General features: G+C 50.9%; 13 protein-coding genes. All 13 read right to left on the bottom strand.

Features of this window, described 5'->3' with window-relative positions:
* Window positions 1-3: 3 nt before the first annotated feature.
* Window positions 4-693 (bottom strand): winged helix-turn-helix transcriptional regulator, encoded by a 690-nt coding sequence (locus JOD55_RS05875; RefSeq protein WP_204399122.1) that lies wholly within the window; start codon window positions 691-693, stop codon window positions 4-6.
* Between the two features lie 126 nt (window positions 694-819).
* Window positions 820-1,446 carry an NUDIX domain-containing protein gene (locus tag JOD55_RS05870; protein WP_204399121.1) on the bottom strand — a complete coding sequence of 209 codons (627 nt, stop codon included), beginning with the start codon at window positions 1,444-1,446 and terminating at the stop codon, window positions 820-822.
* A 12-nt stretch (window positions 1,447-1,458) separates the two neighbouring features.
* On the bottom strand, window positions 1,459-3,150 hold the full coding sequence (locus JOD55_RS05865; RefSeq protein ID WP_204399120.1) for a CTP synthase: 1,692 nt from the start codon (window positions 3,148-3,150) through the stop codon (window positions 1,459-1,461).
* Between the two features lie 97 nt (window positions 3,151-3,247).
* Window positions 3,248-4,894, bottom strand: a complete 1,647-nt coding sequence (gene murJ, locus JOD55_RS05860; protein ID WP_204399119.1) for a murein biosynthesis integral membrane protein MurJ — start codon at window positions 4,892-4,894, stop codon at window positions 3,248-3,250.
* Window positions 4,875-5,690 (bottom strand): hypothetical protein, encoded by an 816-nt coding sequence (locus JOD55_RS05855; protein WP_204399118.1) that lies wholly within the window; start codon window positions 5,688-5,690, stop codon window positions 4,875-4,877. The genes murJ and JOD55_RS05855 overlap by 20 nt, the downstream gene beginning before the upstream one ends.
* A gap of 97 nt (window positions 5,691-5,787) precedes the next feature.
* On the bottom strand, window positions 5,788-6,768 hold the full coding sequence (locus JOD55_RS05850; RefSeq protein WP_204399117.1) for a copper transporter: 981 nt from the start codon (window positions 6,766-6,768) through the stop codon (window positions 5,788-5,790).
* A gap of 9 nt (window positions 6,769-6,777) precedes the next feature.
* Window positions 6,778-7,959 (bottom strand): putative cytokinetic ring protein SteA, encoded by a 1,182-nt coding sequence (steA, locus tag JOD55_RS05845; protein ID WP_338022209.1) that lies wholly within the window; start codon window positions 7,957-7,959, stop codon window positions 6,778-6,780.
* Window positions 7,960-7,963: 4 nt separating this feature from the next.
* On the bottom strand, window positions 7,964-9,661 hold the full coding sequence (gene recN, locus JOD55_RS05840) for a DNA repair protein RecN (protein ID WP_204399115.1): 1,698 nt from the start codon (window positions 9,659-9,661) through the stop codon (window positions 7,964-7,966).
* The gene (locus JOD55_RS05835; RefSeq protein WP_338022208.1) at window positions 9,658-10,500 is read right to left on the bottom strand and encodes an NAD kinase; all 843 of its coding nucleotides are present in this window, start codon (window positions 10,498-10,500) and stop codon (window positions 9,658-9,660) included. The genes recN and JOD55_RS05835 overlap by 4 nt, the downstream gene beginning before the upstream one ends.
* Window positions 10,497-11,336, bottom strand: coding sequence for a TlyA family RNA methyltransferase (locus JOD55_RS05830; RefSeq protein ID WP_204399114.1), 840 nt, complete (start codon window positions 11,334-11,336; stop codon window positions 10,497-10,499). The genes JOD55_RS05835 and JOD55_RS05830 overlap by 4 nt, the downstream gene beginning before the upstream one ends.
* Window positions 11,336-11,491, bottom strand: coding sequence for a hypothetical protein (locus JOD55_RS05825; RefSeq protein WP_204399113.1), 156 nt, complete (start codon window positions 11,489-11,491; stop codon window positions 11,336-11,338). Before JOD55_RS05825 ends, JOD55_RS05830 begins: the two co-directional genes overlap by 1 nt.
* Before the next feature lie 149 nt (window positions 11,492-11,640).
* Complete coding sequence (locus JOD55_RS05820) at window positions 11,641-12,651, bottom strand: HAD-IIA family hydrolase (protein ID WP_204399112.1); 1,011 nt, start codon at window positions 12,649-12,651, stop codon at window positions 11,641-11,643.
* A gap of 57 nt (window positions 12,652-12,708) precedes the next feature.
* Window positions 12,709-14,574, bottom strand: coding sequence for a tetratricopeptide repeat protein (locus tag JOD55_RS05815; protein ID WP_204399111.1), 1,866 nt, complete (start codon window positions 14,572-14,574; stop codon window positions 12,709-12,711).
* Window positions 14,575-14,795 lie beyond the last annotated feature (221 nt).

The raw sequence follows: 14,795 nt of genomic DNA, 5'->3' as shown, positions 1-14,795 counted from the left end.
ATTTTATCTTTGCGAACCCTGTTGAGTCCGGCGCATTTGTGGCATCCCGATTGGGATATTTGTAGTGCATACATGCTCACCACCAGCCAAAGTAGCAAGCCGCTGAATTGGAATACCAAGTAGCCGTGCAAAAGCTTTGGTTTCCGCTTCGCAAAGTTCTGGGAACGCCTCAGCCACATCCTGAACTGGGCAGTGTCCTTGGCATAGTTGCAAGGCAATACCGTTCGGGCCACCTCGCCGCAGCGTCGTCATGTATCCATCTTTATCGAGCACAGTTGCAAGTGCAACGATCTTATCCATTGGCGATTCACCAGCGGATTCAATAACGTGACCGTAGCGTTCTTCGAGCGCTTCAATTCGCCGGTTGACGAAATCAGACACTCCCTCTTCGCCAAGATTCTCACGCAAAAACTCCAATGCTTGTGTTGCAAGATCGGAATACGCTTCACTCAGCTGTGACTGCCCTGCGGCAGTGGCAACATACCGACGCGATGGGCGTCCTCGGCGCGATGGAGCAGTGCTTGGAGCTGTGTACTCTTGGATGTATTCATCGTCAATCAGTGTTGATATGTGACGCCGTACCGCCGCCGGTGTGAGGACTAGCAATTTCGCTAGTTCTCCGGATGTAATTGGCCCACGCTCAATCACTAGGCGAAGAATTTGTTCACAAGTGCCAAGATCATTTCTATCCACAGTTTTCACCTCCCAGCGCACACCATTCTTTAGGAAACATTGTCCTTGCTAAAATAGAATTTCGCAACTCGAATGTTCTTAAATACCTAACCGACAAAGCCGCTAATTCGCACCTAAAAAGCGTGTTCAAGCTTTATCGAGAGACTCGAGTCCTTGAATAAGCAAGGATTTCACCGCGAGAATACCAAGGACCAAAGTCGGGCTTTGTAAATCGCTTCGCAAAATTGCGTCATGAACATCACGCAGAGCGAACCACTGCGTCACAATTTCTCGCTCCTCAGCCTCCGCATGGAAAGCCTGTTCAACATCAGCTTCCACGGGATCCACAGCTACAAAAATCTCCAAATTTTCGTCCGAACACCCAGGCGAAGTGTAAAACGAGACCAGCTTTCTCCAGTCCGACGCCGCTAAGCCCGTTTCCTCCTTCAACTCACGTTGTGCACATTTCAGTGGCGATTCACCATCAACGTCGCGCAAGCCAGCAGGAATCTCCCAAAAGATACGTCGCGGCGCATGCCTGTATTGACGTATCAGTAGCACTTCCCAATCGTTTTCGCGACGTCGAATCGGAACGATCGCCACGGCGTCGTCGTGCTTCATATACTGACGCTGCACCACATCGCCTGAATTAAACCGAATACGGTCGTCGCTGATATCGAAAATACCACCGCGATACTCAACACTCGCAGAAATGACGTCCACATGCTCAGGAGCTGCCTCATCGCGAAGTTTGTAGCTGTATTCCCGGTTCATGGCTAAAGTTCCTCATTTAGCGCGAGCTGCGCGATGCCGATCCAATGCTGCGTTGATAAGACCGATAAACAACGGATGTGCATTTGTTGGTCGAGACTTAAACTCGGGATGAGCTTGCGTCGAAATATAATAAGGATGCAGGTCACGATCAAGTTCGACGAATTCCACCAAAGTTCCATCCGGCGAAGTTCCACTAATATGCAAACCGACGCTCTCAAGTCGATCACGGTAAGCACTATTCACTTCGTAACGATGGCGATGGCGCTCCGAGACGTCCGTGGCACCGTAAACCTCTGCCGCAAGAGAACCCTCAGCCAATACTGCCGGATAGGCACCCAGTCGCATCGTCCCACCCATATCACCATCACCAGCAACAACGCTTTGTTGTTCGGCCATTGTGGCAATAACGGGTTCTGTAGTCTCTGGATCAAACTCAGTAGAAGAAGCCTGTGGGAGACCGAGCAAATTGCGCGCTGCTTCGATAACCATCGATTGCAGACCCAAACAAATACCCAAGGTAGGGATCTTGTTTTCTCGCGCAAATTTCAATGCCCCGATCTTGCCGTCGAGTCCGCGCACCCCGAATCCGCCTGGCACAAGAATCGCATCGACCTTAGCTAGGTGCGACTGCGCACCAGTTTCGCTTGCACACTCGTCGGCCGGAATCCATTTAATATTCACTTTCACCTGATGGTGAATACCGCCCGCGTGCAAAGCCTCCGCCACGGAAAGATAGGCATCGTGCAAATCGATGTACTTGCCCACTAATCCAACAGTGACTTCGTCGTGTGGGTATGCAACGCGCTCGATCACGCGATCCCAATCGGACCACTCAACATCTCTAAAAGCTAATCCAAGATGCTGCACTACCTGCGCATCGAGTCCTTGCGCGTGCAAAACCTTTGGAATCTCGTAAATCGATGACCGATCTTCACACTGAATCACGCCTTGATCAGGAACATCGCACATTAGCGCAATCTTCGACTTCACCGAAATTGGCAGATCGCGATCACAGCGCAACACAATAGCATCAGGCTGAATACCGATAGATCGCAAGGCAGCCACAGAATGCTGAGCCGGTTTAGTTTTCAATTCGCCCCCGGCCGCCAGGTACGGAACCAAAGCAACGTGCAAGAAGAAACAGTTATTTCGCCCGATGAGTTGGCGAACTTGGCGAGCAGCTTCCAAGAATGGCTGCGATTCGATGTCGCCTACTGTGCCACCAATTTCGGTGATGATGACGTCGGGTGCCTCTTCGCCGTCGTCGGCAACGGCTTGTGCGCGCATTCGTTCGATAATCTCATTAGTGATGTGCGGGATTACCTGCACACATTCGCCGAGATATTCACCTGCGCGCTCTTTTGACAGAACGTTCAGATACACCTGGCCAGTAGTAGAATTTGCTTTTCCAGAAAGATTCACATCGAGGAAACGCTCATAATGCCCAATATCCAGATCGGTTTCAGCGCCGTCTTCCGTTACGAAAACTTCGCCGTGCTGGAAAGGATTCATCGTGCCTGGATCAACGTTGATGTATGGATCGAGCTTCTGCATCACTACTTTGAGTCCGCGTGAGCGAAGCAACCGACCGAGCGACGAAGCCGTCAATCCCTTGCCTAAAGAGCTTGCCACACCGCCTGTTACAAAAACTTGACGTGTAACTTTTTGCTGTTTCCCAGGTATCCCTGAATTTGTATCTACCATGGAATTTCATTCTACAGCCTCACAGACCAATATCACTACATCAGTTGTGGTATCAAGAATCACAGCAGACGCAATGGCGCGTTGACCACCAGAAATTTTATTTTCGCAACGCCGAAAATGCGCGCCGATCCGCCAAGAAAATGCCTAGCATTCCTCCTGCTAAAACGATTATCCCCACAACAACCGCGGTGCCAAACGCCGCCATAATCGAATAATTGCCCAGTTGCAGTAACCAGCCAGTGAGAAGTTTCGTCACAAAGGCCAGTGGGCTCAAAATTATGAGCAAGAGCAAAATAGTGCGGGCAAAACGATGAACCGCACCAGCTCCAAGTTCAACCTTGATTGCGCGTATCATCAGCAAAGTCCCCACACACATTCCCAAGGTGAGCGCTCCTCCTACCAATACCAGCGTAGGAGTTCTCCCGTGAACGTGGGCAACGATGCCAGCAAACAGCGTTAAACAAACCGCACCCCAAGCGCAGGTGTTGACGAAAATAACTCGCTTACCGGCGTCGAGAGCGTATAACACGCGCGCACCGTGATAGAGCACCGAATACCCCACCAAAGCAGCTGCCATCGCCTCCATAGCAATTTCGAGTCCGGCGATATCGCGCCCCAAATCAATCACGATTTTTGCCGGCTCGGCAAGCACTGCAAGAAGCACAGCCGCGACCATTCCCAGGCCAATCACTAACCGAGTGCTCGTAGAAACTAATGCGACTAGTTTCTCCTTGCCCTGCTGGGAGTCGTGTGCATCAGTTGCGTGGTTGACGCTCTCAACAGCAGCAGAAATTCGAGGAAAGACGGCAGTCGCCACCGGAACTGCTAAGACTGCATAGGGCACCATGAAAATCGAGAAGGCGTAGTTAAAGGCATTATAAGTGCCAATATTTCCTTGCGAATTTGAGGCGTACATGATTGCAAGAATAGCAATCTGTTGAGCAGCTAGCGCCCCAAAGCCAGCACTGGCCAGACGCACGGTGTGACGAGCCACTCCCGGTGGAAAGCGAAGCGTGAAGCGCAATCGCACCAGTTTCATCACCGGAATAAGCTGTGGCAGCGAAAAGACGAGCACTCCGGCAGTAGTTCCCCATCCAAGCAACGCAATGGCAGACCACGGCACAGCCTGGGGTGCAGTCCCAAATTCGACCACCTTGGAGTAACTAAGAAATACCACAATCACCACGAGTGAGGAAAGAAACGGTGAAAGCGCAGGTAAAACGAAATGTTTATGAGCTTGCAAAATTCCGGTAAACACCACCGACAAGCCGTAAAAAGGAATCTGCAAAGCAAACATGCCAAGCAATGTGGCTGCAAGATGGATAACTTCCGGATCTGACCCGCTACCAAAGAGAGCCGTCACGATGAAATGCGAAAATACTGCCACTAGTCCTGAAATCGGCACGCCAATGACCAAGAGCCACGTCACAAGCGCAGAAGCAGTGCGATCAAGTTTATCTTTCTCACCACGCACCAAAAACTTCGAAATGAGCGGTATGACTGCACCAGCGAGAGCACCACCAGCCGCGACCTCAAAAAGCACATTTGGCACAGTATTGGCAGTGTCATAAGCAGTTGCAACTGCCCCATCAGACATCGCCCATGACTGCGCCAATTTGCGCAGTAACCCAGCGATTCGGGATAGCAATGTGAGAACCGCGATAACTCCTGCGGCACCTACTACTCCGCCTACTACCCCGCTGAGCGCACGTTTTCTCACGCGTTTACTTTCTTCCGAGCCCATCAAGGTATGACAAAACGCTGTTATTGTCGATCACCTCTGAAAATGAAATCTTCTCAGATGCGAGTGTAAGACCAGAGATCGTTCCAAGGACGAGCAGTTTCACAGGCAAAGATTTCGTCGTGGTCAGTACCGTGCCGACGACGCCGCCCAAAGCGTTCGCGCCCATGTCACCGAGCATCGTGTGACCGGAAAGGTCTGTTGGCAGGTTCGCCACCGACGTCGTCAAAATAACTGCGCTGAGTGTGCGCGCATCGCCCTTGCACAAAAGCCCAGGCAATGCTGTTAAACTCGCAACTTTCAGAGCGCGACCGGGCCGCAAATCCAAAAGGTTAACGAAGTTGGCAGATCCGGCCAAAATGAGCGAATCCGCACCGATATGCGCCAATTGACTCGTAAACTTGCGATATTTCGCCTTTGCTGTAGCTGTTAACGCAGTTTGCGAAGAAGCAGGGGTTTGCGCAATTAATGCCGCTAATGTAGCACCTGCGCCAATAGTCGCTATTTTGAGCAGTCCTGAAGTTACTTTTCCTTGTTTGAGTGCGCCAAGATGCCCACGAAATCCTTTTCCACGCGCTGGAAATTTGTGTTCCATGTGGTCATCAATCCAACCAGCAATCGCTCCAGCCGAGGAAATAACGAGCGCACTTGAACTACTGCGCTGTGGCAGCGTTGCAGCTAATCCGGTGGTCAATGCAGAAACTGTGGTCAGGCCACCCGTTAAAGATACGGTATTCCCGCTGTGGGATATGCGATCCCATGCCTGTGTATCAATTTTTTTGAGAACTTGTTTTCCCAAAAAATATCCTCCACAAGCTCCTAAAACACCAGTTAGCGTGCGTAACCGCATTTCTACCTCTACCTGTTTAATCGCCGATACGAGTTAATCTTCAAGACTAGGAAGCAGGCGTTGCTGCTGGCTGTGGAGCCGGAACAACGATTCGATCACCTAGTACTTTCGAAGCAGTTTCCCCAAAGCCGTATTGAACGGTCTTATTGCTCAACTCCGCTGCGATAGCCAGTGGAATATTGATAAGACCCGTTGCTGAATCAACAGAATCAACAGTTGAAACATCAGTTCCAGCAGTGCGGACAACCACGACTATGTCGTTTTTCGCATTTGCCGATCCGGCAACCACAGTTGGAGTTTTACCACTCAAGATTCCAGCAAGAGAGGCAAAGGTCTTAACGTCGTAATCTGCTTGGGCTTCCGACTCTGCATCGGTTTTTTTAGATTTCGAATCGGTTGTTTCGCTGTTTGGCGCCAAAACCACGATTGCCTGGGCAGGTTTGTCGACGCCGGATGCCACAGTGATCATTGGTTGCTCACTTGCGCTCATCAAATCGAACAGAGTCTTATTCGACTCGTGAGCCGAGCCATTACGCAAGATCTGATTGAGCGCAAGTGCCAAAATCGTGTTGATATCGGTCGTGCCCTCAGCATCTTTGACGTAGCTCTTGATCTGCTCAGCGAAAGCGGATCTGAACGAGGTTTGCTTTGCCTCAGTCCACACTTTGTTGATGGACACGACTCCTGAAACCTTCGCTCCCGATTCGCCAATCATCTCTGAAACGCTGTCTACAACTTCTTTGGGCGTTCCCGGTAGCACTACCACTGCCACATTTGATCCAGAGAGTGTGCCACCGATAATCAAGTTAGACGCGTCGAGCAAAGCGACCTCTTGGTGCTCTTTTGCCTTTTTGAGCGCTTCATTATCGGCTTTGAGTTTCATATTGGTGTCGCGCAAAGAGCTAACTTCGCCAGACAACGCTTCACCGATTGAATTCTGCAACGGACCTGCGCCCAAAATAATTCCAACCGATAGCGCTAAGAACACAGCCACCAGCGAGACTAAGTGATATCGAAAATCAACCATTTTTCCTACCTAAAAGAAACTCTTTATCCAATGCACGAAATCAGACCACCAAACAGAGGCCAAACCCAAGGTGATTTGCCCAGCCGAAGTTGCAAACATAGCAGCAGTGATTGCCGCCATTCCGGCAAGCAAAAGAAACACAATCTGCCAGTTCGAAATCCGAGTTCGGTACAGTTGCGAAACACCTTTTGCGTCGATGAGCTTCGAACCGATTTGCAGGCGGGTTAAAAATGTCGATGCCATTCCCCGCCGGCCTTTATCTAAAAATTCAATGAGCGTGGAGTGCGTTCCCAGAGCAACAATGAGTTCTGCACCTTTGGCATCAGCGAGCAACATCGCGATATCTTCCGAAGTTCCAGTGGCAGGGAATACTACGTGTTCAACGCCAAGATCTTCCACTCGCTTTTGCCCTGGCGCTCGTCCATCTCGGTATGCGTGGACGACGATTTCTGCTCCAGATTTCAAGGCGCGATCCGATACCGAATCCATGTCGCCAACAATCATATCGAGCCCATAACCGGCGTCTAACACGGCGTCAGCGCCACCATCCACACCAATAATGATTGGCTTATATTCACGGATATAGTGGCTCAATGCGTCAAGATCTTCTTTGTACCGGTAGCCGCGCACAACGATGAGCGCATGCTTGCCTTCAAAGTGTGTTGAAATATTAGGAACTCCAACGCCATCAAGAATGAGATCTTGCTCTTTCTCAACGTATTCCATGGTATTGGTAGCAAATGCCTTGAGCTGTACAGTCATTCCCTGTCGTGCCTGCGTGAGATTTTCGGCATTCGTCTCGTGAGTTTGTACAACTCCCTCACTGATCAATTTTCCATCGCAGTAGACGGCGCCGTTGTCGTCAATCCGCACGTATTCACCCTCATGGATGTCCATAACGGACGATCCGAGGTCGTCGATCAACGGTATACCTGCATCGAGCAAGATTCCCGGGCCAAGGTTCGGATAGCGGCCAGACGTCGATTTGGCAGCGTTGAGCACTGCTAACGGCTTACATTCAACCAGAGCTTCCGCCGAAACACGATCAATATCCTCATGGTCAATGATTGCAATTTCACCGTGCTGTAATCTCTTAGTTAAATTTTTGGTACGCGAATCTACGCGGGCCACCGCTTGTACGATGCCCGACTGCCCCTCAGCGACTAATTTCCGACGTTTATTAAATACCACAGTTTTATGTTGCCATAGTTGAGGCGCGAAGTAGCTCAGCTGCGTGTGTGCGTGCCGCCTCAGAATCTTCATGCCCAGAGAGCATTCTTGCCAATTCTCGTTCACGTTCTTCTGCGTCCATCACACGCACTTGAGTAATAGTGGAACTCTGTTCAGTTTGTTTATCAACAACCACGTGGGCAGCGGCATAGGCGGCAACCTGCGCCAAATGAGTAACTACCAACACTTGGGATTTTTGGCTCAATTTCGCCAATCTTTCCCCGATCGACAGCGCCGTCTTACCACCGATACCAGCATCAACTTCATCAAAAATGAACGTATGATCTGCGTCACTAACCCCTTGGGAAAGCGTCACTTCCAACGCGAGCATCACACGCGAAAGCTCTCCACCGGATGCAGTGGCAGCTAGTTTTCCTGGTTTTGCGCCTTTATGAGGTGTGAGGAGAAACTCTATCGTCTCAAGACCCTCTTTAGACGCTTTATCCAAATGCACAATATCGACGCTAAAAATCGCGTCCTTCATAGCCAAATTATGAAGTTCCGAAGTGACCATTGCAGATAAATTCTTGGCAGCCTCGGCGCGCCGAGCAGAAATTTTTGCACCCAAATCCATCAGTTCAGCTGATGCTTCTTCACATTGACGCTCAAGTTGTTCGATATGCGCCTGCGGATCCTCCAATGCAACCAACTGAGCGCGCGCCTCATCTCGCCGAGCCAACAAAGTTGGAATATCCATAGACAATTCTCGTTGGATTGCGCGCAGCTGAGCACGCCGCTCATGGATTTCATTGAGCCGCTGTGGATCAGCATCGACCGACTCTGCGATCATTCCTAGTTGATTAACCACTTCAGAAGCAATCTGCGAAGCGTGTAAAAGTTCTTGCGCCAAGTTTTTCAGTTCAGAATCATCAGATTTTTCCAACAAATGAGCGGAAGAGTCGATAAGATCCAATGCACCTTGTTGCGAATCATCGCCTGAAAGTGCCCATAGTGACTGTGCAATAGCGCGTCTGAGACTCTCGACGTTCTCTAGGCGAAGTGATTCATTTTTAAGTGCTTCATCTTCACCGATTTCTGGTTCGGTGGCATCGATACGTTGAATCAATGCTTCGAGCGCTAAGCGCTCAGTACCAGCCGATTCAGCGCGTTCCTTTGCATGAGCTACCTCTTTAAGCAGCTGATTATATCTATCCCACTGAGCCACATATGCCTTTTCGATTTCCGAATTGGTGATACCCGCATAAGCGTCAAGAGCAATGCGGTGCTGTGTGGGAGAAACTAGATGCAGTTGATCGGACTGACCATGTACGGTCACTAAATGCTGCGCCACATCTTGTAGTACGCTCACCGGCACTGAAGCACCGCCGAGGAATGCGCGCGACCGCCCTTTACTCAAAACGTGACGCGAAACGATAATAGCGACGCCGGCGTCGTCGTTTTCTACGCGCCCACCCGCTTCTTCCACAATCGCGATTGCAGGCGAATTCTCAGCAACCCGAAACACACCCTCAACCACAGCGCGTTCCGCGCCAAGACGCACTTTATTCGCATCAGCTTTCCCGCCCATAAGCAGGTCTAAGGACGTCAATGCCATAGTTTTTCCAGCACCGGTTTCACCAGTTATTGCCGTCATACCCGAACCAAGAAAAAGATGAGCCTCTTGGATCACACCGAGGTCGTGAATATTGAGTTCTTCAATCATGGGAGATCTTCCCGTCGGTTTCGCCAGCCTTGAACTGGCAGATCAAATTTTGCAACTAATCGACCGGAGAAAGGAGTGTCGTGAATTCGAGCCAGGCGCACTGATTTCTCACCCCTACGCACGCTAATCACAGTTCCTGCCGGAGCTTCAATGCACCTGCGCCCATCGCACCACACCAAGGCGTCGTCCGAACGGATTTGCACATCGAGCTCAGATGCCGGCCCAACAACCATGGGCCGGGTGAACAGAGCGTGTGCAGCGATAGGCACTAACAAAATCGCCTCAACATTGGGCCAAACAATCGGTCCGCCTGCGGAGAAATTATATGCAGTGGAACCAGTTGGAGTAGACATCAGCACTGCGTCAGCCTTAAAGGAAGATACGCCTCTGCCATCAACAGCAAGATCGGTTTCAATCATCCGTGAGCGGGCATCTTTTTCAATAGACGTCTCGTTCAATGCCCAGCTACGCTCTTGGCTGCCATCTGGCCGTCGCACAGTTACGTCAATAGTCATACGCTGATCAACCGTCCAGCGGCGCGCGCTGATTGCCTGCACGAGGTCTGAGAGCGAATTTGGTTCAGCTTCTGCCAAAAAGCCTACATGTCCGTAGTTAATGCCAATAACTGGGATATCGAAAGCACGCGTTTCCTCAACTGCCCGTAAGATCGTACCATCGCCGCCAAACACCACTACGAGCTCAGCATGCGAAAAATCTGCACCTGAATCGATATCGATAACCTCGAAACCCGCAGCATTCATTTCAGTTTCGAAAGCATCGACCGACTCGAGAATATCGGCGCGCGAAGCGTGTTTGACTAATGCTACCTGCCTTGTCACAGTGTTTTGCCCTTCTCTTGACCCACCGGACCGCGTTCAACAGCAACTGTGATCATCTCGTTGATCGCTTCCATCTCAACAGTACCTTTGGTCTTGCTCATATAAAGGAAGTATTCAACATTCCCAGCTGGACCAGGCAATGGAGATGGTGCCACATCAATAATCTGCAACGATGCATCAATCGCAGCTTGAGCAACGCTCATAACCGATTCAATATGAAGTTGTGGATCACGCACAACTCCCCCAGCACCGAGGCGCTCTTTGCCAACTTCAAACTGAGGTTTCACCATGAGCAGGAACTCGGCGTCATCAGAGCTAACTCGAACTAAAGCGGGAATCACCAAAGTTAAAGAGATAAACGACAAGTCACTAACTACCAGCGTAGGTGCAGGAGCGACCAACTCGGGTTCGAGTGTGCGCACATTTGTACGTTCAAGCACCTCAACACGCTTATCTTCCCGCAATCTCCACAGCAATTGCCCGTAGCCCACGTCAACAGCGACGACGCTTTGGGCACCGCGCCGCAATAATACATCAGTAAAACCACCTGTTGAAGCCCCTGCATCGAGCACCCGCCTACCCGCGATACGAGGCGCTCGATCACCTAAATATTCCAGTGCCCCAAGCAGCTTGTATGCACCCCTTGAGGCGTAGTTATCGGGATCGATAGCTTTGACGACGACGGCCTGCGCGGGGTCAATCTGACGTGCAGGTTTAGTCACTTCAGCACCGTCAACCCACACATTTCCTGCTTGGATAAGTTGGGTTGCTTCAGCGCGAGATTTTGCCAAACCTCTGCGCACCAATTCAGCATCAATCCGGATCAACTTAGCCATTATGCTTGAGCCCGATTCAATTGCATGGTCAATTCCTGGTGGACTTTCTCAAGTGCTTCTATTTGTGCATTCACGTCCAACTCATCTAGGCCATCGAGAATTATTTGAGGGTCGATCCGTGGCGTAGGCGTGCTCGGTTTTTGATCTTGATTCACGAGCTTCCTTTCTTATCGATCCTCATACGTCCAATCCCCATATCATGATATTAGCTTATGAATATCTGAATTCTCGAGCGTCCACAAACTTGTGGATAAACTTGACGCCACCTAGTTCTGTGGACATCTAGCCCGATTCTGGGCCTAGCTCAACTTTCAACATAAAACTTTGGCAAAGTCACCAACTGTTGCCCATTTTCAGCGCTATCAGCCATCGCCCACAGCAAGTGCGCTAACGCGCGATAAGCCTGCGATGAAATAGCAATTTCCGTGTCGGCTGTAATATCAGCGTACTCAACGCCTGCGATGACAATCGTATTTCCGGAGACGGAAACGGTGGTTTCTGCGCAAGTAGCTGCACCGCCGTCGTGAGTAACTCCTGCGCCGACTTCCACCTCAGGATACGGTTTAAGCAAATCTCGCAAATCGACGGCCAAGTATCGTGGGCGCTCTGCCGGTTTCGCATACATGACGTCTCGTGCATCAGCAACCCCCGTCAATACGTGCATTGACGCAATGGAACTCGTATTTGCTCCCTTAATATCGGTATCGAGTCGATCGCCAATCGCTAAGGGTTTGCCAGCATTACACATCTCTTGAGCAGCCTGGTAAATAAAAGGTTCTGGCTTTCCTGAACTCACAGCAGGCATACCCGTGGCATTGCACACCGCTGCCACAAACGAGCCATTTCCTATCGTTTCACCGCGTTCGGTGGGCAAAGTTGCATCAAGATTGGTAGCAAAATGTAAAGCACCTTTTTTGATCGCCAGCACAGCTTCTGAGAGTTGTTTCCAGCCAATAGTGCTCGCCCAGCCTTGCACGACGGCGACCGGATCGTCGTCGGCAGATTCAACCACGTTCAGGCCTTCGTCACGCAAGGCAGTAAACACACCCTCGCCGCCAAGCGCCAACACATCCGACGACGCCGCAAACTGCTTGCGCACTCGGCGTGCGGTAGCTTGTGCAGACGTTAGCACCTGATCAGGTGACGTAGGCAGTCCAAGTGAATTCAACTGATGAGCAACTGAATCAGGCACGCGCGAGGAATTATTCGTGATGTAGATCAACTGCTTTTCATCAGCTTGCAAACAATTGAGTGTTTCAATCGCGTGTGGAACCGGCTGTGCACCTAAATAGCACACCCCGTCCAAATCCAACATGAGACAGTCAAAATCGTTTACTAACCGCTGTTGAGAGTTATCGTGCATAGCCAATTTTCACTTGTTGTTTGGATTCTCATCCTCATTGAGCGCAGAGTCTATCGCTTGATCATCATGAGCATCGAGTTCATCATCGTCATCGTCTAGATCAAGGTCATCGAAGTCGACGTCGTCGAAATCATCGAGCTCGTCAAGATCGTCACGGTCGGCGTCGGCATTGTCCGAGTCGCGCGATTCATCCGAATCTTGCGAATCGAAAAGCTCATCGAAACTTTCCTCAAATTCTTCGTCAGCTTCTTCATCGAACTGCTCATCAGCATCTGCATTCATATCCGCATCAAAGTCGTCGATGTCGTCCAATTCTGGTTCAATGATGGCGTCATCGAGCACATCGTTGAGATCGAAAACCATAGCGACGTCTTGCGTATTTCCCTCAAAGATCGGGGCCCACTGAGCGCGAATCTCCTGAGCTTCCTCAATTCTACCCAGCTCCTCAAGCCGCTCTGCTTTTACCAGCTCAACTCGAGCGCCAAGCTCGCTTTGTAGATTTTTCACGATAATCTTGTTCAAAACTGCAAGTCCAGCTTCGCTATCGCCCATATCCGCTTTTGCACCGGAAGCAACGATAGCTAGTTCAATTTTTGCATCTGCATCTAGACGAGCCAACGGGATACCCTCGATAAAACGCAGTGCTTTTTCAGATCGTCCAAGGCCTCGCTCAGCATCTGCTTCAATCGCTACATGCGAAAAGTCATCGCTCATTCGACGGTAGGTGCGCAACTCAGAAAGCGCCTCCGCGTAGCGCTCGGTAACGTATGCGGTCAGTCCCAACGCTTCGCGCACCACATCGATTCGAGCAGCTCGTGAGAATGCCGCTTTGGCATGTTGATAGGCAACTTCTGGGTCGATGTCCATCATTTCCCCTGCATATGCAAGGTGACGTGCCACAACTTCACTATTTTCTTTATTCAGGTTGCGCAAGTGCTGACGCGTTGAAGCGTCCAAAGACTCGGCTGTAATCGATTCCGGAATATCGTACTGCAAGCGATGCAGCTGAGTGCGCTCTGACACTTCGTAGTTGTTATCTCGTGATTTTTCACGGTCATCAAAGCGCTTGTTACGATCTTGCCTGCGGTCATCGTCACGACGACGGTCACCACCGAAACCGCGATCGTTACGGAAGCCGCGGTCGTCACGGCGGTCATGACGACGCTCGTCGCGGAAACCGCCACGGTTATCGCGGCTATCACGACGGCGATCATCACCAAAACCACGCTCATTACGGTCATTACGGAAACCGCCACGGCGATCGTCGTCGCGACGCGGACGCGAATCCCGATCTTCCCAACGACGCCCACCACGATCATCATTCCAACGATCACTACCACGGGACTCGAAACGATCATTACGACGACGGTCACCACCGAAACCGCGATCGTTACGGAAGCCGCGGTCGTCACGGCGGTCATGACGACGCTCGTCGCGGAAACCGCCACGGTTATCGCGGCTATCACGACGGCGATCATCACCAAAACCACGCTCGTTACGGTCATTACGGAAACCGCCACGGCGATCGTCGTCGCGACGCGGACGCGAATCCCGATCTTCCCAACGACGCCCACCCCGATCATCATTCCAACGATCACTACCACGGCGATCATCACCAAAACCACGCTCATTACGGTCATTACGGAAACCGCCACGGCGATCGTCGTCGCGACGCGGACGCGAATCCCGATCTTCCCAACGACGCCCACCACGATCATCATTCCAACGATCATTACCGCGGGTATCGCGCCCGCCACGACGATCATCGAATCGATTGTTACGCCCTTGATTGCGGCGTTCTGATGCGGACTGCCAACCGGAGGAAGGTCGTTCGCGACCAGTGGACTTGTCATTATGTGTATTGTGTTCGGACATATATTCCTCGCGGTTCGTAGTGAGCGCAGCGCGCCTATTCAGATTTTGAAAAAACTAATTATGGATACTAATTCCACAGTACCGCCTCATGGCAAATATGTCCCACAGGCTTGGCCGAAAATGACCAATATCATCACCGGACGCGGGCAGATTTATTTGCTTCGTGCGTTTCAGGCCGGTTTTACATGTATCTATTGTGGTTACTTCGTCAATCTTCATCC

The organism is Arcanobacterium pluranimalium, assembly GCF_016907845.1.
In the GTDB taxonomy this organism is placed as follows: Bacteria; Actinomycetota; Actinomycetes; order Actinomycetales; family Actinomycetaceae; genus Arcanobacterium_A; species Arcanobacterium_A pluranimalium.
This window is presented reverse-complemented; position numbering and strand designations above follow the sequence as displayed.